The 25,093-nt window shown below is 67.2% G+C and carries 22 protein-coding genes; 14 read left to right on the forward strand and 8 right to left on the reverse strand.

Annotation, left to right across the window (positions count from 1 at the left end; all coding sequences use genetic code 11):
* Positions 1 to 41: 41 nt before the first annotated feature.
* Positions 42 to 233: a PspC domain-containing protein gene (locus tag ACFXK0_RS21170; RefSeq protein WP_379412259.1), complete on the reverse strand. Its 192-nt coding sequence runs from the start codon at positions 231 to 233 to the stop codon at positions 42 to 44.
* Between the two features lie 146 nt (positions 234 to 379).
* Here ACFXK0_RS21170 and ACFXK0_RS21175 point away from each other — a divergent pair, with 146 nt between their 5' ends.
* Both ACFXK0_RS21175 and ACFXK0_RS21180 read left to right on the forward strand, forming a co-directional pair.
* The gene (locus ACFXK0_RS21175) at positions 380 to 2,020 is read left to right on the forward strand and encodes an ABC-F family ATP-binding cassette domain-containing protein (protein ID WP_379412261.1); all 1,641 of its coding nucleotides are present in this window, start codon (positions 380 to 382) and stop codon (positions 2,018 to 2,020) included.
* A gap of 7 nt (positions 2,021 to 2,027) precedes the next feature.
* Entirely contained in the window at positions 2,028 to 2,453 is a 426-nt protein-coding gene (locus tag ACFXK0_RS21180) for a hypothetical protein (protein WP_379412262.1), read from the forward strand.
* A 99-nt stretch (positions 2,454 to 2,552) separates the two neighbouring features.
* Here ACFXK0_RS21180 and ACFXK0_RS21185 read toward each other — a convergent pair whose 3' ends face one another.
* From ACFXK0_RS21185 to ACFXK0_RS21210, 6 genes are all read right to left on the reverse strand, one after another.
* Positions 2,553 to 2,918 (reverse strand): hypothetical protein, encoded by a 366-nt coding sequence (locus tag ACFXK0_RS21185; RefSeq protein WP_379412264.1) that lies wholly within the window; start codon positions 2,916 to 2,918, stop codon positions 2,553 to 2,555.
* Positions 2,919 to 3,151: 233 nt separating this feature from the next.
* Positions 3,152 to 4,489 (reverse strand): phosphoglucosamine mutase, encoded by a 1,338-nt coding sequence (gene glmM, locus ACFXK0_RS21190; RefSeq protein ID WP_379412265.1) that lies wholly within the window; start codon positions 4,487 to 4,489, stop codon positions 3,152 to 3,154.
* 163 nt (positions 4,490 to 4,652) lie between these two features.
* The gene (rpsI, locus tag ACFXK0_RS21195) at positions 4,653 to 5,171 is read right to left on the reverse strand and encodes a 30S ribosomal protein S9 (protein ID WP_379412267.1); all 519 of its coding nucleotides are present in this window, start codon (positions 5,169 to 5,171) and stop codon (positions 4,653 to 4,655) included.
* The gene (gene rplM / locus ACFXK0_RS21200) at positions 5,168 to 5,611 is read right to left on the reverse strand and encodes a 50S ribosomal protein L13 (protein WP_022567307.1); all 444 of its coding nucleotides are present in this window, start codon (positions 5,609 to 5,611) and stop codon (positions 5,168 to 5,170) included. The genes rpsI and rplM overlap by 4 nt, the downstream gene beginning before the upstream one ends.
* 178 nt (positions 5,612 to 5,789) lie before the next feature.
* Positions 5,790 to 7,106 carry a hypothetical protein gene (locus ACFXK0_RS21205; protein ID WP_379412268.1) on the reverse strand — a complete coding sequence of 439 codons (1,317 nt, stop codon included), beginning with the start codon at positions 7,104 to 7,106 and terminating at the stop codon, positions 5,790 to 5,792.
* Between the two features lie 103 nt (positions 7,107 to 7,209).
* Positions 7,210 to 9,741 (reverse strand): FHA domain-containing protein, encoded by a 2,532-nt coding sequence (locus tag ACFXK0_RS21210; RefSeq protein ID WP_379412270.1) that lies wholly within the window; start codon positions 9,739 to 9,741, stop codon positions 7,210 to 7,212.
* Positions 9,742 to 9,848: 107 nt separating this feature from the next.
* Between ACFXK0_RS21210 and ACFXK0_RS21215 the strand changes: the two genes are divergently transcribed.
* On the forward strand, positions 9,849 to 11,294 hold the full coding sequence (locus ACFXK0_RS21215; protein WP_379412271.1) for a neutral zinc metallopeptidase: 1,446 nt from the start codon (positions 9,849 to 9,851) through the stop codon (positions 11,292 to 11,294).
* Here the strand turns inward: ACFXK0_RS21215 and ACFXK0_RS21220 are convergent.
* Positions 11,291 to 12,607, reverse strand: coding sequence for an FHA domain-containing protein (locus tag ACFXK0_RS21220; RefSeq protein WP_379412273.1), 1,317 nt, complete (start codon positions 12,605 to 12,607; stop codon positions 11,291 to 11,293). The genes ACFXK0_RS21215 and ACFXK0_RS21220 overlap by 4 nt on opposite strands.
* A 144-nt stretch (positions 12,608 to 12,751) precedes the next feature.
* On the opposite strand from ACFXK0_RS21220, the gene ACFXK0_RS21225 reads away from it, so the two are divergent.
* The 11 genes from ACFXK0_RS21225 to ACFXK0_RS21275 all read left to right on the forward strand — a co-directional run bounded on the left by ACFXK0_RS21225 (position 12,752) and on the right by ACFXK0_RS21275 (position 24,967).
* The gene (locus ACFXK0_RS21225; RefSeq protein WP_379412275.1) at positions 12,752 to 13,957 is read left to right on the forward strand and encodes a hypothetical protein; all 1,206 of its coding nucleotides are present in this window, start codon (positions 12,752 to 12,754) and stop codon (positions 13,955 to 13,957) included.
* An 87-nt stretch (positions 13,958 to 14,044) separates the two neighbouring features.
* Positions 14,045 to 15,253, forward strand: a complete 1,209-nt coding sequence (locus ACFXK0_RS21230) for a hypothetical protein (RefSeq protein ID WP_379412277.1) — start codon at positions 14,045 to 14,047, stop codon at positions 15,251 to 15,253.
* Complete coding sequence (locus tag ACFXK0_RS21235; protein WP_379412278.1) at positions 15,250 to 16,497, forward strand: hypothetical protein; 1,248 nt, start codon at positions 15,250 to 15,252, stop codon at positions 16,495 to 16,497. Before ACFXK0_RS21230 ends, ACFXK0_RS21235 begins: the two co-directional genes overlap by 4 nt.
* 88 nt (positions 16,498 to 16,585) lie before the next feature.
* Complete coding sequence (locus ACFXK0_RS21240; RefSeq protein ID WP_379412280.1) at positions 16,586 to 18,133, forward strand: serine/threonine-protein kinase; 1,548 nt, start codon at positions 16,586 to 16,588, stop codon at positions 18,131 to 18,133.
* Positions 18,134 to 18,160: 27 nt separating this feature from the next.
* Positions 18,161 to 19,414, forward strand: coding sequence for a hypothetical protein (locus tag ACFXK0_RS21245; protein ID WP_379412281.1), 1,254 nt, complete (start codon positions 18,161 to 18,163; stop codon positions 19,412 to 19,414).
* A 6-nt stretch (positions 19,415 to 19,420) separates the two neighbouring features.
* Positions 19,421 to 20,668 (forward strand): hypothetical protein, encoded by a 1,248-nt coding sequence (locus ACFXK0_RS21250; protein WP_379412283.1) that lies wholly within the window; start codon positions 19,421 to 19,423, stop codon positions 20,666 to 20,668.
* Between the two features lie 150 nt (positions 20,669 to 20,818).
* Complete coding sequence (locus ACFXK0_RS21255; RefSeq protein ID WP_379412285.1) at positions 20,819 to 21,985, forward strand: hypothetical protein; 1,167 nt, start codon at positions 20,819 to 20,821, stop codon at positions 21,983 to 21,985.
* Positions 21,986 to 21,997: 12 nt separating this feature from the next.
* The gene (locus tag ACFXK0_RS21260; protein WP_379412287.1) at positions 21,998 to 23,248 is read left to right on the forward strand and encodes a hypothetical protein; all 1,251 of its coding nucleotides are present in this window, start codon (positions 21,998 to 22,000) and stop codon (positions 23,246 to 23,248) included.
* 457 nt (positions 23,249 to 23,705) lie between these two features.
* A complete protein-coding gene (locus ACFXK0_RS21265) occupies positions 23,706 to 24,029 on the forward strand; it encodes a WXG100 family type VII secretion target (RefSeq protein ID WP_379412288.1) in 324 nt (107 codons plus the stop codon).
* 35 nt (positions 24,030 to 24,064) lie between these two features.
* Complete coding sequence (locus tag ACFXK0_RS21270) at positions 24,065 to 24,364, forward strand: WXG100 family type VII secretion target (protein WP_379412290.1); 300 nt, start codon at positions 24,065 to 24,067, stop codon at positions 24,362 to 24,364.
* Between the two features lie 111 nt (positions 24,365 to 24,475).
* A complete protein-coding gene (locus ACFXK0_RS21275; RefSeq protein WP_379412291.1) occupies positions 24,476 to 24,967 on the forward strand; it encodes an HAD domain-containing protein in 492 nt (163 codons plus the stop codon).
* Positions 24,968 to 25,093: the final 126 nt, after the last annotated feature.

Genomic DNA, 25,093 nt, shown 5'->3' on the forward strand with positions numbered 1-25,093 from the left:
CCATATTGTCATCCGCGAGCGGCTGGTGGGGCGGTCGGGGCTTACTTCTTCGGCATCATCACCCACAGGACCAGGTAGAGCAGGAACTGGGGGCCGGGGAGGAGGCAGGAGAGGACGAAGAGGAGGCGGACGATGGTGGGGTTCCAGCCGAAGTATTCCGCGATCCCACCGCAGACGCCTGCGATCCAGGAGTCGCTGGTCGAACGGGTGAAGCGGCGGGCGGGGGCGGTCATGGTCGGTGCCTTCCTGTCGGGCAAGTGATGACTCCACTGTGCCGAGCGGGGGCTGGTCGCCGCATCGGTGGCAGGACTGAGACGCACCCTGATTTCCGCTGGGCCCGGCCTCAGGGTCCGACCCCGAGACGGGCAGAATTGTCGAGGTGAGCACGACATTGCAAGCGACCGGCCTGTCCGCGGGCCATGCCGAGCGGACCCTGTTCGCCGACCTCGATTTCACCCTCGCCCCCGGTGATGTGATCGGGCTGGTCGGGGTGAACGGCGCGGGCAAGTCGACGCTGCTGCGGATGCTGGCCGAGCGCGCGCCGGGGGCGGGCACGATCACGCTGAGCCCGCCGGACGCGACGGTCGGCTATCTGGCGCAGGAACCGGAGCGGATCGAGGGTGAGACGGTGCTCGAGTTCCTCGCGCGCCGAACCGGAGTCGCGCAGGCGCAGCGGGTGATGGACGCGGCCGCCGAGCGTCTCGGCGAGGGCGGGGACGACGACTACTCCCCCGCGCTGGAGCACTGGCTGGCCCTCGGTGGCGCCGATCTGGATCAGCGGGCCGAGGAGGTGGCGGCCGACCTCGGCCTCACCGACGGTCTGGCCGGCGGCCTGGCCACGCCGATGACCGGGCTGTCCGGCGGGCAGGCGGCGCGGGCGGGGCTGGCCTCGGTGTTGTTGTCGCGCTTCGACATCCTGCTGCTCGACGAGCCGACCAACGACCTCGACCTGGACGGCCTGGACCGGCTGGAGCGCTTCGTCACGGGCGTGCGGGTGCCGCTGATGGTGATCAGCCACGACCGGGAGTTCCTGGCGCGCACCGTGAATCAGGTGCTGGAACTGGATCTGGCCCAGCAGCAGGTGGGGCTCTACGACGGTGGCTACGAGGCGTATCTGGCGGAGCGGGAGATCGCCCGCAGACACGCCCGCGAGGCCTATGACGAATTCGCCGACACCAAGGCGGGTTTGGAGGCGCGCGCGCAGATGCAGCGCAACTGGCTCGAGCACGGTGTGCGCAACGCCCGCCGCAAGGGCAAGGGCGACTCGGACAAGATGGGCCGCAAGACCCGTGCCGAGTCCACCGAGAAGCAGGCCGCCAAGGCCCGGCAGACGCAGCGCCGGATCGAACGCCTGGACGTGGTCGAGGAGCCGCGCAAGGAGTGGGAGCTGCGGATGGAGATCGCCACCGCCCCACGCAGCGGCGCGGTGGTGGCCACGGCCGCGAACGCGGTGGTGCGCCGCGGCGAGTTCACCCTCGGCCCGGTCACCACCCAGATCGACTGGGCCGACCGGATCGTGCTCACCGGTGCCAACGGTTCGGGCAAATCCACATTGCTCGGCTTGCTGCTGGGCAAGATCGCCCCGGATTCCGGGACCGCCGCACTGGGTTCGGGGGTGCGGATCGGTGAGGTCGACCAGGCGCGCGGGCTGTTCCGCGGCCCGGCGGCGCTCGCCGTCACCTTCGGTGCCGCGATGCCCGACTGGCCCGACGCCGACGTGCGCACCCTGCTCGCCAAGTTCGGTCTGCGCGGCCCGCACGTGACCCGCCCCTGCGACACGCTCTCGCCCGGCGAACGCACCAGGGCCGCGCTGGCGCTGCTGCAGGCGCGCGGGGTGAACCTGCTGGTCCTCGACGAGCCGACCAACCATCTCGACCTGCCCGCCATCGAGCAACTCGAGCAGGCCGTCGAATCCTTCACCGGCACCTTGATTCTGGTGACGCACGACCGCCGCATGCTGGATTCTGTTCGCGCGACCCGCCGCTGGCACATGGCGGCGGGCACGCTCACCGAAGGGTAGTGCCACGATGGACCTGGGAATCGACACCCGCCTGACCCTGCTGATCACCGGGCTGATCTTCCTGAGCGCGCTGCTGCTCGGGGCGTGGAAATACCACGGCATCCGCACCTCACCCGACGGTGCGGCGCACATCTACGTCGACATCGCGCACCGCGCGGCGCTGCTGTATTCCTTCGCCGGGGTGCTGCTCGCGGTGTTCACCGAGCTCAGCGCCTGGCCGACGGCGGTGAACCTGATCGCCGATCTGGTGGTGCTGGCGTTTTTCGTCGGCGCGATCGCCAGCTACGTACTGCACGGCGCCCGCCGCGACACCACCAACCAGTTCGCCGGCGAGATCCCGGGTGTGCTGCGACTGGCGATGTACGGGCTGATCGCCGGTGAGATCGGCGGGTTCCTGGTGCTGTTCAGCGGTTTCGTCGCCGGTCAATTCTGACAATATCCGCTCAGCGTGGCCGTTGCGCCGTTCCGGCAGCGCGAGCCGCGGCGGACTCGGCCGGCGACGTGGGCGCCGCACAGCTCCCGGCGGCGGTCGTCAGAACGTCCGAACCACGGCTGATTCCGCCGCGCCGAACAGATCGATGTCCGACCCCAGTTCGGCGCCGATCAGTCCGGCCAGGGCGGTCGCCGTCAGTACTGCGGTGACCGTGATCAGCGACCGCGAGCGCGGCACTCGGGGCACGGTGAAAGGGGTTCGCTGCGGCCCCGGCGTGGCCCGCTCGGGCTGACCATAGCCCTCGTCGCGGATCGGCACGGTGTGCGAATATCCCTGCGGCACTTCCCGGTACCCCTGCGGGGCTTCGCGGCAGCCGGGCCGCCCGCAAGCGCCGCCACAACGATGCGGCTGGTCGGGCTCACCGTACTCGTAGTACTGATCACGGTAGTTGTGCGCAGGCAGCATGACCCGGCCCCCCTTCGAATAGTGCTGCGCGCCAAATCATCCGCCTGCGCCTAGCAGCACACGCGCCACGGGGCACACAGGTCCTGATGGCGTATGCCGATAGTAGATGGGCTGGACGGGACACGCCACTGGTCCGCCGCGGCGGGGCCGGCGTCAGCGTGCAAAACGGCCGCGCCCAGTCGTTTTACCGATTGCGACGCGCCGGATTGCACGTTCACGCCAGCCGAACGGAACTAGACCGCGGCGACCCGCTTGGCCAGATCGTCGGCCAGCTGACGCGCCTGCGCCGGATCGGTGGCCTCCACCATCACCCGCACCAGCTGCTCGGTTCCGCTGGGCCGCAACAGGACCCGGCCGGTCTCGCCGAGAATCCGCTCCGCCTCGGCGACCGCGTCACGCACCTCGGGCGCGGCCGCGACGGCGGCCTTGTCGCTGACCGGCACATTCACCAGCACCTGCGGCACCGTGGACATCACCGCGGCCAGCTCGGCCAGGGTGCGCTTGGTCTGGGCCATCCGCGCCATCAGCCGCAGCCCGGTCAGCACACCGTCGCCGGTGGTGCCGTAGCGCGGGAACACCACGTGCCCGGACTGTTCGCCGCCGAGGCTGTAACCGCCGCGCCGTAGCTCCTCGAGCACGTAGCGGTCGCCGACGGCGGCGGTGAGGACGGTGATCCCGGCCGCGCGCATGGCGATGTGCAGGCCGAGGTTGCTCATCACGGTCGCGACCAGGGTGTCGCCGACGAGCTCGTCGGACTCGCGCATGGCCAGCGCCAGCACGGCCATGATGGCGTCACCGTCGACGACCTCGCCCGCGGCGTCGACCGCCAGGCAGCGGTCGGCGTCACCGTCGAGGGCGATGCCCAGGTCGGCGCCGTGTTCGCGGACCGCGCGCCGCACCGTGTCCAGGTGGGTCGAGCCGCAGCCGTCGTTGATGTTGAGGCCGGTGGGTTCGGCGTTGATCGCGATCACCGTCGCGCCCGCCTCCCGGTAGACCTGCGGGGCCACCTCGGCGGCCGCGCCGTGCGCGCAGTCGACGACGACGGTGAGACCGGTCAGGTCCTGGCCGGTGGATTCGAGCAGGTGCTCGACATAGCGTTCGTGGGTGCCCTCGACGGTGTAGTCGCCGCGCACGCGGCCGATGCCCGCGCCGGTCGGGCGCACGGTCACACCCTCGGTGATGAGGGCTTCGATCCGCTGTTCCACCGCGTCGTCGAGCTTGTGCCCGCCCGCGGCGAAGATCTTGATCCCGTTGTCGGGCATCGGATTGTGCGAGGCGGAGATCATCACGCCGAAGCACGCGTCGTAGAGGCCGGTCAGGTAGGCCACCGCCGGGGTGGGCAGCACACCCACCGAGAGGACGTCGACACCAGCCGAGGTCAGGCCCGCGGTCACCGCGGCTTCCAGCATCTCGCCGCTGGCTCGCGGATCCCGGCCGACGACCGCGACCGCGCGCTTCTTCCCGCGCGAGAGCACCTGCGCGGCCGCGCCCGCGACCCGCATCGCCAGTTCCGGGCTCAACGATTCGTTGGCGAGTCCACGAACACCGTCGGTGCCGAACAGCCGTCCCATAAAACCCTCTACTGGTAGTAGGTCCCCGATACAGCACGAGAGCAGGCGACCAGCGGTGCTGGCAGCCTGCTCTCGCACACGTGCTCCGCCGACCGGGCTCATCCCCGCTGTCGCGGGGAGCATACATAGCGTATGCGAACCATGGTGGCCGGCAGTGCGTAAATCAGCGCTTCGAGTACTGAGGCGCCTTACGGGCCTTCTTCAGACCGTACTTCTTACGCTCGGTGGCACGCGGGTCACGCGTCAGGAAGCCGGCACGCTTGAGCGCGGGGCGATCCTCCGGGGTGACCTCGATCAGCGCGCGGGCGATGGCCAGACGCAGCGCGCCTGCCTGACCCGACGGGCCGCCACCGACCAGGCGAGCGTAGATGTCGAAGGACTCGACCCGCTCGACGGTGACCAGCGGGGACTTCACGAGCTGCTGGTGCACCTTGTTCGGGAAGTAGTCCTCGATGGAGCGGCCGTTGAGCTCGAAGTTGCCCGAACCGGGCACCAGGCGCACGCGAACGACGGCTTCCTTACGGCGGCCGACGGTCTGCACCGGGCGATCGATCACGATCGGCGCGAACTCGGTCTCTTCGACGTACTCGGCCTCGTAGCCTTCGCCGTCTTCGACGACCTCGACCACGGTCTCGTCGACCGCGTCGAACTCTTCGTTGGTGAACTCTTCAGGAGCGGTCACTGGGCCACCTGCTTGATCTCGAACGGAACCGGCTGCTGCGCGGCGTGGGGGTGGTTCGGGCCTGCGTAGACCTTCAGCTTGCCCGCGATCGCGTTGCCCAGCTTGTTCTTCGGGATCATGCCCTTGACGGCCTTCTCCACGAGACGATCGGGACGGGTCGCCAACACCTCGCCGACAGTGCGCGACTTGAGGCCGCCCGGGTGTCCGCTGTGGTGGTGGATGAGCTTGTCCTGCTTCTTGTTGCCGGAGATGGCAACCTTGTCCGCGTTGATGATGATGACGAAGTCGCCACCATCGACGTGCGGGGCGTAGGTCGGCTTGCCCTTGCCGCGCAGCAGGCCAGCGGCCTGCACGGCAAGACGGCCGAGGACTACGTCAGTGGCGTCGATGACGTACCACTTACGGGTCACGTCACCCGCCTTGGGGCTGTACGTAGGCACAGTCGTTCCCTGTCTGTCGTCGGTGTTGCCGGCCACGGGTGTGGGTCGAGACTGTCCCGGCGGCCGGTGGAGACCCGGGACATCGAGGAGACTCCGATCCGCGAACGGTTCGGCGTTCCACACGCCAGCGAGCCACGATACCAGCCGGGCATGACCGACCCACAATCGGGCACCGGCGCTAGATGACCACCGGCGGGCCCGGATCGGTCGCGCCCGCGGTGCCCGGGATCAGGTAGCGCAGGGTGTCGATGCCGGGGGTGACGCAGGCCCGGTCGTCGACCAGGCCGCCGCGCGCGGTCTCGATGCCCGCGGGCGGGACCGTGTTCGCGTACGGGGTGAACGCGCAGTTGACCGGGTCGGCGGCGACCACGGCGTCGGCCTGCCAGCCGGTCGCGGCCAGCGCGAGCGCGCCCGCGATGGCCGGTGCGCCGAAGAAGCCCTTCTTCACCTTGCCGAGCAGCTTGCCGCGACCGTCCGCGTCGGAGTCGCTGTCGAGGGCGTGCCGGCCGGAGGCCTGGGCGGGCGGGCCCGCGACGAAACCGGCCGGTCCCGGCGGCTGGGCCGCGGGTGGTGCGCTCGGCTGCGCGCCCCAGCCCACCTGCGCGGCATAGGCAGCGCCGGGGTGCTGGGGTTCCTCGTAGTCGTCCTCGTCGAAGGCGGGCTCGGTGACCAGCAGATGCGAGGCGCCGAGCACCAGCGCGTGCATCGGATGGTCGGCCACGTGCAGACGCTGGCCGAGATGGTTCTGGAAGGCCAGGCGCAGGGCGTCGTTGAAACAGACATTGCCCGCCAGCAGCACCGTCGAGGTGTCGGCGCCGATCGAGCGGGCCGCGGCCATCGCCTCGATCACCACATTGTCGGCCGAGCGTGCATCGCGCAGCGCCTCGGCGCTGACCGCGACCTCCACCGACTCGGTGGGCTGTTCGTCGTCGCCGTGCACCGCGACCACCAGCAGCGTGCGGCCGTCGGAGTACACCCCGGTGGCGCCGACGCCGGTGCGGTGCCGCTCACTCGGCGGCGAGACCAGCCCCAGCGCCCGCACATACCCCGACAGCGCGACGCTCTCCGGCAGCGGTTCCACGACCACGTCGAGCTGCTCGACCAGCGCCGCGTACACCTCCACCTTCTCGTCGGGCCAGCTGTCCGGATACGGCAGCGCGACCAGCTGCGGCTTGCCGCGCAGGTACTTGCCGATCGCGGCCAGCGGGTTGTAGAGCCTGGCCCGGAACACCAGTTCGGCGGGCCAGGTCGCCCCGGCGATCACGATCTGCGGATGCCCGAGGATGTCGCGCACATCGGCGATCGCCATCCCCAGGTCGGGTCGCTGCCGGTCGACACCGGCGGTGTGCAGCCTGCCCGCCGCGTCGGCGAGCAGGTAGGCAGGCGGGGTATAGGTGCCCTCGACCTGAACCGGGCGGATCGGCGTGTCCCCACCACCCGCGGCGACGGACACCACATCCCACCCCAGATGCAGGGCCCCAACTCGAACGGTCACAGGCTCAAGTGTGCCCGGTCGACGGACGACGCGCGCACCGTGCCCACCGATATGGTCCTGACCTGCCGGATCATGCTGCGCTCGTCCGGGCTTGGCTGACCGATCATGCCTGCGACTTCTTCAACCGCAGGCGCGTCCAGGTGATCACCGCGAGGATCGCCGTGATCACGATCAGCAGCACGATGTTCAGTACCCAGATCCCCGCCGAGTGCGCCCACAACGGGTCGTCCTGGGCGCCGATCACCAGCTCGGTCAGATCCACCGTCGACGCGCCCGCCGCGTAACCCCAGCGCGAGGGGAACAGGTACGACACCTGTTCGAGGCCGACCCGGTCGGTCACCGGGATCAGGCCGCCTGCCATCACCAGCTGCACCATGATCATCACCACGAGCATCGGCATGACCTGCTCGTTGGACTTGGCCAGCGCCGACATCAGCAGACCGAACACCACACAGCACACCGCGGTCAGCGCGATGTCGAGATACAGCTCGATGCTGCCGTTGGGGATCAACGCCCCCGAACCCGGCGGCTTCTTGCCGATGAAGGTGATCCCGATCAGCACCGCCGACTGCAGGAACGCGGTCACGCTGAACACCGCGATCTTGGCCATCAGATACGCCCACGGCAGCAGGCCGACCGCGCGCTCGCGATAGAAGATCGACCGCTCGCCGACCAGGTCACGCACGGTCAGCGTGGCACCCATGAAGCAGGCGCCGAGAATGAGCACGACCAGCAGCTGCTGCGCCTCGCCACCACTGGCGCGGGCGAACGATCCGTCGGGCTGGGCGACCAGCGGAGCTTCGGTGAAACCGTCGCTACCGGGTACCACCAGCGACAGCGCGCCGAGGATGAACGGCAGCACCACCAGGAACACCAGGTAGCCGCGGTCGGCGAAGATCAGCCGCAGCTGCCTGCGCGCCAGCGTGCTGAACTGGCGCATTCCGCTGGACTGCGGCGGCGCGCCCTGGCTGCCGCGCTGCTGCGGCGCCGGGGGTGGCGGTGGCGGGACGGCCGCCTGCCTGGATCGATAGGCCGCGAAGGCCTGATCCGGGTTGGCCGCGACATTGGCGAAGATCTCGGCCCAGTCGGTGGTGCCCAGCGCGGCTCCGACGCCGCCGGGATTGCCGGCGAAGGCGGTCTTGCCGCCGGGGGCCAGCAGCACCACCTGGTCGCACATGTCCAGGCAGGCGACCGAGTGGGTCACCACGATCACCACGCGACCGGCGTCGGCCAGTTCGCGCAGCATCTGCATGACCTGACGGTCCAGCGCCGGGTCGAGGCCCGAGGTGGGCTCGTCGAGGATCAGCAGCGACGGACCGGTGAGCAGCTCCATCGCCACCGACGCGCGCTTGCGCTGACCACCGGAGAGCCGGTCGACGCGGGTGTCGGCGTGCTGGGTGAGTGAGAGTTCGCGCAGCACACCGTCGATCACCTGCTGGCGGTCGGCCTTGGTGGTGTCGGGCGGCAGCCGCAGTTCGGCGGCGAAGCCGAGGGCCTGGCGCACGGTCAGCTGACGGTGCAGCACATCGTCCTGCGGGACCATGCCGATACGGGAACGCAACGCCTCGTACTCGGCGTGCAGATTGCGGCCCTCGAAGGTGACCACACCACCGGAGGGCTGGGTGTTGCCCGCGATGAGCTTGGACAGCGTCGACTTGCCCGCGCCCGACGGACCGATCAGCGCGGTGAGCGTGCCGCGACCCGCCTGCATGTTGACATCGACGAGCAGCTGCTTGTTGCCCTCGACGGTGAACCCGACCCCGTGCACCGTCAGGCCGAGCTCGGCGACCGGCTTCTGCCGGTGCGTCAGCGCGCCCTGGGTGACGACGAAGTCGATATTGCCGATGGTGACGATGTCGCGCTCGCGCAGCACGGTGCGCTGCTGGCGGTGACCGTTGACGAAGGTGCCGTTGGCCGAACCGAGGTCCTCGATGACCAGGCCCTCCGGGGAGGAACCGAGGCGGGCGTGATGGCGCGAGGCCAGCGGATCGTTGACCACGATCTGGTTGTCGGAGGTACGGCCGATGCTCAGGCCGCCGGGCGGGATCCGGTCACCGCGCGCGACCGGCTCGGTCGAGGCCGACTTGCGGACCGGCGGCAGCATCGAGGAGTCGGCGCGGCGGGTCATGTTGATGTTGTCCTGCGGCGCCATCGGCTGCGCGGGACGCTGCTGGTTCGGGACATGTTGCGGACGTTGCGGCTGCTGCTGGACCTGCGGATTCGGCCGCGACGGCGGCGGGAACTGGGGGCGCTGCGGCGGGTGGGGATGTTGCTGCGGCTGCGACGGCGGCGCGACCATGGTGGCCGCGTGCCGCGACCCCAGCGCGGCCGGGACCAGGTGCAGCAGCGGGCCGGTGATCGCGTCGCCCAGGCGCACCTGGGTCGGCCGGTCGATCGATACGGGCTGGTTCAGCCTGCGCGCGTCGACGAACACGCCGTTGGTACTGCCGTTGTCGGCGAGTATCCAGGCGCCGTTCTGGAAACGCAGAATGGCGTGCACGCGCGAGACCAGTGGACTGTCGACGAACAGCGTCACCTCGGGCGCGCGGCCCATGGTGATCTGCTGGCTCGCTTCGAAGACTCGTTCGGTTCCATCATGGCGCACGGTGATGGTCTGCGCCCCCGGTGAAGACATGGAGCGGATACTATGCCATCGCCCGGACATCGGCGGTGCCCCCGAGACGGCTCGAGTACCGATCCGGTGATCGACCTGCACCGGGATCCGGCCGACCAGGGGGAGTAATGTCGAAAGGCCAAGTGTTCGTTGCGATCAGCGCCGTGCTATGCGCGCTGTTGAGCGTGGGCTGCACCCGCGCGGTCGACGGCCACGCCGTATCGATCTACGACGACCCCTTCCAGGTGGCCGGATTGCCGACCACCGGCGGCCCCAACGGCCCGCGCCCCGGCGTCGCCGACACCGACCTCACCGCCACCAACGGCGACGACGGTGAGATGGATCACCTAGCCCTCAACGCGATCGCCGACATCCAGACCTACTGGCAGTCCGTCTTCGCCACCGAGTTCCCCGACCAGACCTTCGATCCGGTGCAGAAGCTGATCTCCTGGAACGCGCGCGCCCCGCGCAGCCAGGCCGTCGAATTCTGCAAGGAGACCACCTACCACCTGGTCAACGCCGCGTACTGCCGTAGCGACAACTCCATCGGCTGGGACCGCGCGATGCTGCTGCCCACCATGAGCGAGACCTTCGGCAAGATGTCGGTGGTGATGGTGCTGGCCCACGAGTACGGGCACGCCATCCAGACCATGGCCGGCCTGGTCACCAAGAAGACCCCGGTGCTGGTCAAGGAACAGCAGGCCGACTGCTTCGCCGGCGCGTTCATCCGCCACGTCGCCGAGGACAAGTCGAACCACTTCACCATCAACACCTCCGACGGCCTCAATTCGGTACTCGCCGCGACGGTTTCGATCCGCGACAGCGACCCCGACGACCCGGAGAGCGTGCACGGCTCGGCCTTCGAGCGCGTCACCGCCGTGCAGGTCGGGTTCACCGACGGCCCGCACGGCTGCAAGGGCATCGACACCGAGGAGATCGAACAGCGGCGCGGTAACCTGCCGCAGAGCTTCTCCGGCGACACCGGCCGCGGCGAATACCCCATCTCCAAGGAGAATCTCGTCGAGTTGAGCAAGGCGCTGCAGGCGATCCTGCCGGTCGAGGAGAATCCCACCTACGGATTCTCCGGCGCCGAGATCGACTGCGCCGACGGTGCCGACACCGAACCGGTCACCTACTGCCCCGCCGACAACCTCATCGCCACCGACGTCGCCGGCCTGGCCGCGCGCGGATCGGTCGACACCGAGGACGACGGCCCGCTCCCGGTGAAGGTCAGCGGCGACTACAACGGCTACGTCGTGTTCATCTCCCGCTACACCCTGGCCGTGCAGCGCGATCAGGGCCAGGAGCTGACCGGCGCGAAAACCGGTCTGCGCGCGGCCTGCCTGTCCGGGGTGGTCACCGGGCAGCTCGCCCGCTCCGACCGCCCGGTCAGCCAGGGCGACATCCAGCTGTCCGCGGGTGACCTCGACGAAGCCGTCTCCGGCCTGCTCACCGACGGCCTGGCCGCCAGCGACGCCGAAGGCAACACCGTCCCCAGCGGCTTCTCCCGCGTCGACGCCTTCCGCGCGGGCGTCCTCAACGGCGAAACCACCTGCCTCTCCCGTTACAGCTAGCCGAACGGTGGTGGGGCGGCGGGTTCGTAGCGCAGGACTCGGTTGCCGATCATCACCTCGGTGCCCGGGACCAGCACCAGCGGCTGGTTCGGGGTGAGGCGGATCCAGTCGCGGTAGCCGGGCAGGCGGGAGCGGGTGCCGTTGGTCGATCCGCGATCCACCAGTTGCGCGTCCCAATTCACCAGGTGCACTTCGGCGTGCGCGCGCGACATGCCGCCGGAGGTGTCGTCGACGCGCAGCGGGATGAGCCCGCGCTGGGCGGCCTCGGAATTCTCCGGGTCGCGACCGAGCACCGCGTCGGCGGCGAGCAGGAAGGTCATGCCGTCGTCGAGGACGAGCATGCCCAGCGGGGGGCGAACGACCTCCGACAGCGCCTGGGTCTGGTCGACCGGCATGCCGCAGACTGTGCAGAACGCCGAGCGCGGATCGCTGGGATGCGCACGCGCGCACTTGAATCCCATCACCTTCACCGCGAGCACCGTCGAACGCGCGGTGGCCTCGAGCCTGCGTTGCAGGGCTGGGTCGGGTTCCGGCGCGGGATTGGTGCCCGCCTGCCGGGTCTCGACGCCGTGCGGGTCGACGGTCGAATGATCCGGCCCGGTGGCGCTGGTGACCGCGTCCATCATCGAGGTGGCCGGCTGCATCCCGGTCGCGGGCTGCTCGGCCGGCCGCGAACCCTGGTGCGGCGCAGGCGGTTCCCGGTCGATCCGCGCGGTCGGCGGCGGCGGGCGACGGGTGGCGCCGGCCGGTTCGGCGGTCCGCACCCGGCTGCGCACATCGTTGGACCACACCACGGCCCCACCGGCCTGCGCGATGCCCTCGACCAGCCAGCCGATGCCCCGCTCCGGCGGCAGGTCCGGGATCCGGCCCTTGGCGTCGTCGGCGAACAGCGCGACGCCCCTGGCCGGTTCCGAGGCCACCCGGTCGACGGTGAACGCCGCGTCACTGCCCCGGTAATGCTCCAGACCGTGCTCGTCGGCCAGCACCGCCGTCACCGCACCGTGCAGGAAGATCGCGACACCGCCGTTGTCGGCGGCCGAGAGCACCCCGAAATCGATCGGGACGCCCGGCGAGATCTGCTCGGCGTACTTCATCAGCCAGCGGGTCGACTCGCGCGCGATCACCGATCCCGGCCCGCCGGGCGCCTCGTCAGCGGCGGCGCGGACCAGCTCGGCCAGCGATTCGAGGGCGAGCCCCGCGGTATCGCCCGGCCCTGGTCTGCCCTGCCCCCGGTGCGCCACCACGATCACCGCGCCCGCGACCCGCGCGACCGCATGACTTCCGGGCACCACTTCGACCTGCCGATCCTTCACAGGTATCGGCCTCCACCGGAACCACACAGCAGGGTCGTCGCCATGCCATCCAGACTATGGCAAAGCCCTACGGATCGGTCGCCCTGGGCGGTATTCCTCCGGTAAATTCACTGGTATCGCGGGAGGACAGCAAGGGGCGCTGTGATGATCTACTCGACCAGGATCCGAATGGCGGCGGCCCTGTGCTGCGCCGTGATCGCGACCGCTCTCACCGGGTGCGCGGTCAGCGGCACCGCGGTGCCGGGGGAAGCCGACGTGCGCGGCCTGGAGACCGGCGACTACGCCGTCGACCGGCACACCTACGACGGCACCGCCGGATCGAAAGGCGCACTGGTGGAAGGCATGCGGATGTCCGCGGCCGTCGCGCCCTCGGTGCTGATCGATCCGTCGCTGGCCTACGGCCGCGGCGGCGGTGTCGTCGGCGATGTCACCCGCGCACTGGATTTCGTCGCCAATGTCTCCAAACCCGTACTGGAGAAACGCAAATACGTGACCGGCTATGTCGCGCTCGGCGCCGACAAGGTCGATCCGGCCGACTCCAAACGCCCCGGCGCCGACGCCACCGCCGTCACCGCGTTCGTGCTGCGGTTCCCCGATGCCACCTCCGCCACCCTCGCCGCGCGCGAACTCGAGGACGTCGACCTGGCCTTCTCCCCCGACAACCGCAAACTCACCTCGACCAGGTATCCGGCGGCCTACCTGCATTGGCGGCCCGGTGTGCCCACGATCGGCGCCTTCCACGCGCACGATCAGTTCGTGATCTCGCTGTTCATCCAGCGCCCCCGCGCCGACGCGGCCGACCTCGCCTCCTGGGTCGATCGCGCCCTGGACGCCCAACTCGCCCAGCTCGCGACATTCACCCCGACCGCGGCCGACAAGCTCGCCGAGCTGCCCGTCGACCCGGACCGGCTGCTCGCCCGCGCGGTGGTCACCGACCGGCGCGGCCTGCGGCCCGACCAGTACATCTTCGGCGTCTACGACCCGGCGCATCTGGTCAACCGCGCCGACGACCAGACCGCCCGCAGGCAGCTGTTCGAGTCCACCGGTGCCGACCGCGTCGCCGTGGTGGACGGCGGGTCCATCACCCGCACCCGCGACCAGGCCGGTTCCGAGGCCCTCCTGCGGGGTCTGATCGAGTCCTCCGACCAGTACGACTCGCTGCCCGCCCCGAATGACATCCCCGGTGCGAAATGCCTCGTCCTACACGCTTCGGACGAGGACGACGACCCCTACGACTACCGCTGCTACGTCCCGTACAAGCGCTATCTCGGCATCGTCGGCGCCGAGAACGAGGCCGACGTCCGGCAGAAGATCTCCGCCCAATACGCGCTGCTCGCGAACAGCCTGTGACGTCGAACAGCAGGTAGCGGGCCTCCCATGTGTCGGGCTCGTGACGTACGATGCCGCGGACGACCGATTCCGGGGAGGGACATCGACGTGGGATTCCGAATTCCGGCCAGGGCCGTGGGTGCCCTGCTGTCGGCCGCGCTCGTCTCGGCCACCATCGCCGGGTGCGACGCCGCCGAGCCCGACGCTGCGGCCGCGGTGGACCCTGCGGTCGATCTGGCGACCCTGGACACCGGCAACTACGCGACCCAGCCGCGCGAGGTCGGCGTGGTCGCCAACCTGGACCAGGGCCGGTTCATCGAGGCCGAGCGCCTCGGTGACTTCGTCCCGACGCCTGCCGATATCGATCCCCGATTCGTGCACACCAATCCCACGATCGCCTCGGTGTTCCTCGATCCGGAGGCGGCGCTGGGCAAGATCATGGCCGTCGACCGGTTCGCCGAGGCCGCGCCGGAGTTCATCGGCGGGTTCGTCAGCTCCGCGCAGACCGAGCCCGACAACCGCGGCATCGACATGGTCAATGCCGTGATGATCTTCCCCGACGAGCAGAAGGCGGCCACCGCCGCGACCGAGCTGGAACGCCTGGACTTCGGCTACGCCCCCGGCAACCAGCCGATCGAGATCCCCGGCTACCCGGCCGCCAAAGCGCACTGGCAGCCCGATCAGCAGTCGATCGGCTCCTGGTTCGCCACCGGTCACCTGGTCGTCTACACCTGGCTCTACGACTACCTCAAGATCCATCTCGAGAAGGTCGACAAGCAGGCCCTGCTCGACCTCACCCGCAAGAGCCTCGACACCCTGGTCCCGGAGCTGCAGAAGTTCACCCCGACCCCTAGCGACCAGCTGCTGACCCTGCAACGCGACCGCGACGGCATGCTGGGGCGCACCTTGCCGCGCCCGCGCGAGGATTCCTGGATCAACCCGCCCGGCGTCTACGCAGGCCGCACGGCCCGGCACTTCACCTCCGACCCGGTCGATATGGGCATTGCCATCGACGAGGCGGGTGTCGACCTGTTCGCCACCGACGGCGCCGATGTCTACCGCGCCCGCGATGTCGCGGGCGCCCAGCGCGTCCGCGACGAACTCGGTGGCCTCACCCGCAGGTTCACCCGGTCCGAGGCACCGAAGAACCTGCCCTTCGCCCAGTGCAAGGAGTACATCGGCCGGGAGTACTTCGCGATCCGCTTCTACTGCGCGGTGTCCTACGACCGCTATGCCGCCTACGTATGGTCACACCAGCTACTCGACGCCCAGCAGCGGATATCCGCCCAGTACGCACTGTTGGTGAACGCCCGATGAGAAATTCCACCCGCACCGCGACCGCGCTGCTCGCCGTCGGCCTCACCGCCGTGCTCACCGCCTGCGGTTCCACGGTGGGCGGCACCGCGCAGCCCGCCGAGACCGACATCCGCACCCTCGACACCGGTTCCTACCCCACCGAGCCGATCAACGCCCACGACGCCGACCCGGTCCCGCCGTTCTACGAGATGGACGAGGTCGCCGGGATGCGGATCGCCGACTACGTGATCCACTCCGGCGAGATCGACCCGCGGATGACCTTCGGCAAGCGCGGCGGCACGGTCATGCCCGGCGTCCTGCCCTCCGAGCTCGGTGACAGCACCGTGCTGTCCGATATCGCCAAGAAGCACAAGATGCTCTACGGCTTCGAGTCCAACGGCACGTCCAAGGACAGCACCATCAACAGCTCGAGCGGCTGGCCGTCCAAGCAAGCCGCCAACCAGTTCACCGCCACCACGATGGTCTTCCAGTTCCCCGACGCCGAGCGCGCGAACGCCGCCGCCCGGGAGTTCTACGACGTGGATCTCGCCGCCCAGGAAGGCAAGAACCAGCCGGTCGCACTGCCCGGATACCCTGCGGCACTGTCGCATTGGCGGCCCGACTCACCGTTCCTGCGCACCCTGCTCCCGCACGGCCCCTACGTGATCGCCTTCCTGCTCTCGGTGGACTCGCCGGATCAGCAGGCGCTGGTCACCATGGCCGAGACCGCCTACGGCAAGCAGATCGCGGCACTGGACCGGACCGCTCCGCTGACCGACGAAGAGGTCATGACGCTGCCCTGGGATCCCCAGCACGTGCTCATGCGCACGCTCAATCCCGAGGAGTTGTCGTCGCCGGACGGCTCGGGCCAGTACCTGCTCACCGGCAGGCACGGCATCCTGCACTACTCCGGTGATCCACTGCCCGCGGATCGTCAGTTCGTCGAGGACCAGTTCACCAAGATGAACGCCGAGCAGATCGCGCTGTCCTGGGGTTCGGTCGGTGTCCGCACCGCCGATCCGGCGAGCGCCCGCCGCGCGGTGACCGAGAAATTGCTCCCCTGGCGCGTGGAAACCGACGCCGCCGCCCCACCGAACGTCCCCGATTCCGCCTGCGTCGAGAACAAGCAGGTACTCGACGGCAGAAAACGCTTCAGCTGCATCGTCGCTTACCACCAGTACGTCGGAATAGTAAGCAGCAACCAGCTTTTGGATGCCCAGCAACGTGCAGCCGCGCAATATGCGGTTTTCGCCAACACCCGATAATCCCGCACCTGCCCACCCCCGCCGAGTCCGATATGCTCCAGCCGGGAAAAGCGGCAGGGTGCGGCACCAAGTCAGGAGATCGTGAAAGATGGCGATGAGCCCCGGCACCATCGTCGGCGGGTACCGCGTGCAGCGCGTGCTGGGCGCCGGCGGCATGGGTACCGTTTACCTGGCCAAACATCCGAGCCTGCCGCGGATGGACGCGTTGAAGGTGCTCAGCGCCGAACTCAGCCGCGACCCGGAATTCCGCGCCCGCTTCGAGCGGGAAGCCAATCTCGCCGCGGGTCTGGACCACCCCAACATCGTCTCGGTCTACAACCGCGGTGAAGAGCACGGCCAGCTGTGGATCGCCATGCAGTACGTCGACGGCACCGACGCCGCCGCCGAGCTCGCCCGCGACCAGCACGCCATGACCCCGCTGCGCGCCCTGCGCATCACCACCGAGGTCGGCAAGGGCCTCGACCACGCGCACCGGCGCGGCCTGCTGCACCGCGACGTCAAACCCGCCAACTTCCTGCTCGCCAAAACCGACAGCGACAACGAGGACGAACGCGTCTTCCTCACCGACTTCGGTGTCGCGAAGTCCACCGACGACGCCACCGAACTCACCCAGACCGGCAGCTTCCTGGCCACCATCGCCTACGCCCCGCCGGAGCAGCTCAGCGGCGCCGCCCTCGACCACCGCGCCGACATCTACAGCCTCGCCTGCGCCTTCTACAAGCTCCTCACCGGCCAAAACCCTTACCCCGCAGCCCAACCCGCCATGGTCATGATGGGCCACCTGCACGAACCCCCACCCCAGGCCACCAAGGTCAACCCCGGCCTCCCGCACGCCATCGACCACGTCTTCGCCCGCGCCCTGGCCAAGAACCCGGCCGAACGCTTCACCACCTGCCGCGAATTCACCGACGCCGCCGCCAACGCCTTGGTCCCCGGCTTCAACCCGACCGGCCACAACACCTCCCCGACCTACCCGATCCAGGTGATGCCCCCACAGCACACCACCGACCCCCGCACGTCCCTGTCGGGCCCCGGCCAGATCTACCAGCCCCCCGGCCTCGCCGAACCGACGCCACCGAAAACCAAGAACCCCAAGCGGATCGCGGCCCTCGCGGGCGCCGGTGTACTGGTCGTCGCGCTCGCCGCCGGAATCGGTGTGTGGGCGACCAGCGGTTCCGGCGGCACCGACCCGACGCCGACCACGCCGACCACCTCGGTCAGCGCCCAGGAACCGGCGTTCCAGGGCAAGACCGTCACCCTCCTCGACGTGACCCAGCCGAAAGGGTTCGGGATCTACCTGACGGGCAGCCCACAGACTCAGTTCTTGGAGAAGCTCGGCTTCGTCTACAACTTCGAGTACACGAACACCGAAGGAGAGGCCTCGCCGAAAGAGGTTTCTGACGGCTACGGCACACTCGAAGCCCCCGACGACAGCTACGTCGTCGTCCTGCGCAGCGACCCGCAAGCCGGCGGCGGCGGCCTCCTCGGCCTGCCCTACGGCATTACCAGCACCCGCGCGATCGTCGTCCCGATCGACGACCCGAGCACCGTCGCCGCCATGCGCAACTGGACCCCGGATTCCGAGTCGATCCTGCGCGAAAAACTTGTTCCAGCACTGAAATCCAAGATTCGCTAGAAGCTGAACGATCCATGGGGGGATGCATTGCGTTCCGGACTGCGGCGCCCGTCTGCGCCCAACTCATCCTTATTCAGGGCGCCACTCGGCGCCGCTGTGGCTCTCGCCTGCCTGCTGACGACGGCCTGCGGTAACGAGCAGGAATCCACCGCGACCACGACACAGGTCGACCTCGCCGCATTGGAGGTCGGCAATTATCCCACCGAGGCAGTGGCACTCGGTAAGGCCACGACAGACGAGCAAGCTGCGCTGGTCGAGGCGCAGCGACTGGCCGAAGTCGTGCCGCTGCCACGGGAAATAGACCCGGCGTTGAACTATGCGCGCCAGTTCAACCAGAGCCGCACATTCACCGATGTCTCGATTCCGCCGATATCCCGGGAACTCCTGCTGAGCCGCGAGAGATTCGATGCGGTGGCACCAGGCTTCATTTCCGGCCATTTCTCCCAGGCACGAACCCATGCCAACGCGAATCTGTCGTGGGAGATGGCGAACTACATTCTCCTGTATTCGGATGCCGACGCGGCGAAGCAGGCCGTACCCGCGATCGCAGCCGAACATCGCCAGGCACTCGGCGACAAATACACCGAAACCCGGATCGACAAATACCCGGATGCGCGTGCGACCTGGACATCCACGTACGACGCGCTGTACGTCTGGCACTCGATCGGCCGCTTCCTGATCCTGACCGTCATCAACGACCACCTCAGCGAAGAGATCGGCGCCGACGACCTGCCCGGGCTGACCGCCCATGCATCGCAGGTCATCGGCGCGCTCCCGGCTGGGCTGGAGAAGTTCCAGCCGACCCCACGCGAACAGTGGAGCACCTTGGATCGCGATATCGACGGACTGCTGTCGATGGCGGTCCCCGCGGCCAACGACGGCGGAGCCACCGGCACCACCGTTCCGGCCGTCTACCAGCGACGCGGCGCGCTGCATGTCGCGCAGGTGACCGACAAGGACGAAGCGCTGTTCGACGAGACAGGCGTCGACCTGGTCGCCTTCAATGGCGGCGCGCTGTATCGCGCCAAAGATCCTGCGTCCGCACAACTCCTCGCCGACCGGCGGGCACAACTCGGCCGGCTCTACGTCATCGCTCCCGGCCCGACCGGGCTTCCGTCGGCGAACTGCCATGAAAGCCGAGAAGAATTCCGAGGTTCCACCCCCCGATTCCACTGTTCCATCGCGGTCGGGCGATACGCGGCCGAAATCGGTGCCAACCAGCTGGCGGACGCGCATCAGCGCATTTCCGCCCAGTACGCACTGCTGGCCGAAGCCGAGTAGGGACCGATGATGCAGGGAAAACCCCTACGTAAGTATCTTTTCGGAGCGGCCGCAGTCGGTCTCGCCGCGGCAGTGCTGGTATCGACCGGCAACTCCCGGATCGACGGCACCGCCATTGCCGGCGAGATCGATGTCAGAACCCTCGATGTCGGCAAGTACCCCGTGCTGCCGGTGAGCGCCTACTACGAATACCGCAACGACTTCAGCTACGGGCAGCGGCTCGCATCGATGCGGCTGGCCGACAGTCTGCTACTCGGAACCGATATCGACGCGACACTGAAGTACGGCGACTGGGATTCGTTCACTGCCGACACGCTGTTGAGTTCGTTCAGCGACAGCGTCCAGCCGGCACTGAAGGAGCACAAACTGCTCTACGGATTCGCTACCGGCAGCACAGATATCGAGGACTACGAGTCGTTCGTCCTCTCGCCCGGCGATGACGCCGTCGCCGACTACCAGCGGCAGTATCGCCCGACCTTCTTCGGGATGTCGGTCATGCAATTCCCCGATGCGGCTGCGGCCGCCAGCGCCGCCGAGGTCATCGAACGGCTCGACTTCGAGGTAGCTCCCGACCAGAACCAGCGGGTGAGCCTGGACAAGTATCCCTCCGCGCATTCGCATTGGCGGCCAGGCGTCCCGACATTGGGGTCGATAGTCGCGCGAGGCAACTATGTCGTCAACCTGCAGGTCGGCAAACCGACGCCGGACTTGGCAGCGTTGACAGCACTGGCCACCCAGGTGCTCGATGCGCAGCTTCCACGGCTCGACAAGTTGCCACCGTTGACACCGACAGAAGTGCTGATGCTGAACAACGACCCGGGGGGCGTGCTCGAACGTGCACTGAACTCCCAACGCCTCGGCGGTCCGGAACCCGAGCACTCCGCGTCGTATGGCCTGCAAGGCTACTTCCACGTTCGACGTGACAGCTTCGCCCAACGGGACCTCTACCAGAACAGCGGTGTCGAAAAAGTTGGAATCGGTTGGGACGCCACGGTGATCCGCACGCGCGATGCCGCCGGCGCCGAGCAGTTCCAGACCGGATTGTTCGACGGTCCAGGCTTCATTCACGCCGACGCGCCCACCAACGTTCCCGACACAACCTGCACGGAGAACGAGGTCACCTCCGCCTACGTCAAGCGGTTCACCTGTTCGGTCCGCTATCGCCAGTTCGTCGCCACGGTGTCCAGCGACCAGCTGCACGACACTCACCAACGCGCCGCCGCCCAGTACGCGACTTTCGCCAATGCTCAGTAGTACACGGCGACCGACGGATACCGCGGTCGAACACTTGCCAGAATCCGTACCGTCGAAGGGGCCACTGTGCAATCCGGACCACATCACCCGAGAGCAACCAACGCCCGGTGGCTGCGGTCGTCTCTTGCGGCAGCAATCGCAGTTTCCTGCATGCTCACCGCGGCCTGTGGCAGCGACGATGAAGTCGCAGCACCCACCGCGCCGGAGATCGACCTCAGTTCACTGAACGTCGGAAACTATCCGCGTGAGCCTGAAATTCTGGGTACAGTGCGAACCGAGGACGAGGCACGTTTTGTCGAGGCAATGCGCCTTGCTGAAGTTGTTCCGTTGCCGTCGGATATCGATCCGGATTTGAAGTTCACCTGGAACAGGAACACCAGCAGGACATTCATCCGAGGTGAGGACGCCATTGTCCAGCAAAGGATGAACGCACACCCTGACGACTTCAACGCAAGCACACCCGGTTTCATCGGCGGCTTCTACTCCAATGCAGACTCCAACCGCCACAAGAATCTTTCATACAGTTTAGAGAACTTCGTCCTCCTCTTCTCCGATGAAGAATCTGCACGCAATGCGTCAGCCGCACTCGCGGAGGCGCATCGCCAATACTACGCGGGCGAATACCAGATCGTCGACATTCCGGGAATATCCAATGAGATCTCGTATTGGAATCCCACCTGGTCGAAGATAACCACGTGGTCTGCCCACAAAAACTTTGTGATACGCACGTCGATCGTTGACAATCTTGCCCGTGAAATCGAGATTCCCGACCTGCCCTCGCTGATTACACGCACCGAGACCTCCTATGCAAAGGTTGCCACCGGAGTAGAAAAATTCACACCGACTCCTCGCGAAAACTGGATGACCCTTCAGCGCGACGTCGATGGCATGATCGGACGAACCGTATCCGGCACGTACGGAATGGACCCCGAAGACATCATTCCCGTCGTCTACACAGGCAGGTCCGTCCTGCACGGCTCTCGGAATACGGAGCGAGACGAGCCGTCCATCGCCGATTTCGGAGTGGATCGCGCGTCATTCAACGGCGGGGCCCTGTACAGGGCCCGTGATGCCGAATCCGCGCAAAAGCTTGCGGCCAAACTTGCACAATTGGGAAAATTCTACAAGCCCGCCGAATCGCCAGCAGGTCTACCCATCGCGCGATGCCATGAAGTTCGTAAGAAGTCCGACGCGGGAGCTAGGTTCAAGTGCTCCGTCGCTGGTGGCCGGTTCGCCGCGGAAATATCCGCAGACCAATTGGCAGATGCCCACCAGCGCATATCGTCTCAGTATTCAATGCTGATCAACAGCAAGTAAGGAGCCGGTCCCATGGTTCGCAGTGGACTTTTCCCCCACGCCAACAAGGCCCTGATCAGCGCCGCCATTGTATCGCTCGCATTCGTCCTGTCGTCCTGCGGTTCAGAGATTGACGGCACGCCACTCGCCGGTGAAATAGATGTTCGCACGTTGGATGTCGGCACGTACTCAACCGTTCCGGTCGACCAGGTCGACGAATACAGCCCGAACTACAGCAGCGGCAGGGAGCTTGCTTCGTTCCGTCTCGCCGACCACCTGATTCTGGGGACCGATATCGACCCCAAATTATCCTACGGTTTTTGGAAATCGATCCCGCGTCCAAGTGCTGCGACCAACGTTACCAAAGCCGTCATATCGACCCTGGAAGCCAACCGGATGCTTTACGGGTTCGGGACGGCAAGCAGCGATCAAGTCAACTACACGACCTTCGCACTCGCACCTGGCGACTTTGTCCTTGCAGATATTCAACGGAATCTGAAACCAACATACTTCGGCCTGACGGTCTTCCAATTCCCCGATGCTGACGCAGCAACCAGGGCCGCCGCGGATATGGAGCGCGCGGATTTCGACGTGGACCCGAATGCAAATCAGCAGGTTCAGATATCGAAACACCCGAGCGCACATGCTCATTGGCGGCCCGGCGTACCCACCATGCTCACGACAATATCCCGTGGCAGTTACGTTATCAATCTCCTGGTCGGAACTGCCGAACCGGAGCTGCCCCAACTGACAGCCTTCGCCGAAAAGATCCTGGATGCTCAGCTTCCCAAACTGGATGGCGTTTCCCCACTATCGCCCATGGAGATACTGAAGCTGAGCGAGGACCCTGACAAGATTCTTCGACGTGCCCTCAATCCCGAGCAACTCACTGTTCCAGACCCGGAAAAGTTCGCGACCTACGGACTACAGGGGTTCTTTCACATGAGACGAGACCAGGCGGAGCGGCGCGCCATGTACGAACAAGTGGGCGCGGACCGTTTCGGCTTTGTTTGGGGAACTCAGGTAATCCGCACCCGTGATGCGAAAGCGGCCGAGTCGCTCGCCTCGACGGTGCTGGACGGCCCGAAGACCGGACCTGCCGACGCACCGCCAGGTATCCCGAACGCCAAGTGCGTGGAGAACAAGGAAACCAGCCTCACTGTCAAGCGCTTCTCGTGCGCGGTTTCATACCGTCGCTACGTCGACATCGTCCAGAGCCACCAACTCACCGATGCGCACCAACGAGCAGCGGCGACCTTCGCCGTGATGGCCAACAGCCAGTAGACCTTGTGGCCTACGCCACAGTAGCGTCGATCAGCTCCTAGCCAAGAGTTGGGGACAGCCACAGTCCTTGCACTCCTGAGCTTCTCGGTCGCAGCGACCACGACCAGGCCTGTCGCACCGACCAGTCAGTGGCTGGCACCAAGGGATCGCGAAGAAGCCTGCTCATTAGGTAGGGTGAGCGAGGAGCCAACCCACTCGCCGTCGATCGGTCAGCACAGTGGGAGGAGGGGACCAGGGGTTGGCCATCTGCGTTCGGACCATGTCCGGTCGTTCCAGACGACCCGCGTCCGAGCATCGACCAGGGGGAAGTACGCGCCAGTCGACCCGACTCCGGCACGATCCAAAACTTTCTGGAAATTGATGGAACCGATCACCAGCGGTCGGCGTCCAAGTATATGAGCTGGGAGTACCAGTCCCAGCACAGACGATCAGCAGGTCGAACCTGAAAGGAACCACCATGGCAGGACAGCTCAATGCGAGCAACGAAGACATCGGCAACTTCGCGAAGGACATCGAGAAGCGTCACGGCGACCTGATCGTCGCGATTCGCACGCTGAAGCAGAAGGAAGACACCACCACCGCCACCTGGAGCGGTGCTGCCCGTGTCGCGTTCGACTCGTTCATGGAGCGGTACTACTACCAGGCCGACAAGCTCAACGACAAGCTGCTTGAGACCTCGGAGAAGCTGGTCAAGGCCGGCTCGCAGTACGAGTCCCAGGACACCGAATTCGCGCAGCGAGTGAAGGACCAGGTCTCGAGCCTGGACCTCCCCGCGCTCTGATTCTCATACCTCAACTCTCTGACTAAGGAGCTCAGATGGCTAGCGATCCCTCACGGATTTCCGCGAATTTCGGCGAAGTCGAGTCCGGCGCCGCTGGAATCATTTCCGAAGCCCGCAACGTGATGACGATGCTGGAAGACTTCCACAAGACGGTCACCGACTTCGTGACCAACAACTGGCAGGGTGACGCGAACGACGCGTTCACCCAGATGCAGAACCAGTGGAACACCCACGTCCAGCAGCTGAACACCACCCTCGAAGGTGCCGGTCAGCTCGTCAGCTCCGGTAACTCGGACCTGCAGGGCACCGACACCGCGCTCGCGGGTCTGTTCTGATCTCAGCACGACGCAGTCAGGCCCCGGCACTTGCCGGGGCCTGACTTGTTTCACAGACGAGGTCAGGTGCCGGTACGTCGCGTGCGGCGAGGCAATTCGCCGGTCCCTCTGGTGTTTCTGGACGTCGACGGACCGCTTCTTCCTTTCGGTGACGGCCCCGGGCGCGAGCCGCGCAGAGTAGTCGAGTCGGACTCGCACTTCTCACGGCTCAGCGTCGAGGTGGGTGGCCGGCTGGCGGAGCTGCCGTGTCAGTTGGTCTGGGCCACTACGTGGGAAGACGCGGCCAATGCCGAGATCGCGCCACGGCTCGGGCTGCCGCAGTTGCCGGTCGTGCGATGGCCGGAACCCTCCGCTGAGGACGAACGGGAAGATCGTTGGTTCGGGCTGTGCTGGAAGACCAGGACGCTGGTGGACTGGGCCGCCGGACGCCCGTTCGCCTGGGTCGACGACGAGATCACCGACGCCGACCGCACCTGGGTCGCCGACCGACACCGCGGTACGGCGCTTCTGCGGCACGTCGAGTCATTCCGCGGACTCACCGGCGCGGACCTCACAGCCCTCGACCACTGGCTGCAAGCAACCCCGTCAACGTTCGGGTCGTGAGCTGAAAGGGCTGTGAGCGTATGGCACGCTCTCACGCCTCTGGTCCATCCCAGGACAGGGGCGCCTGCCGCTGAAGGCCCATTGCAAGAAACTTTGCATGTCGGCTGGACATGCAAAGAAATCGGC

Source organism: Nocardia sp. NPDC059177 (assembly GCF_042755165.1).
In the GTDB taxonomy this organism is placed as follows: Bacteria; Actinomycetota; Actinomycetes; order Mycobacteriales; family Mycobacteriaceae; genus Nocardia.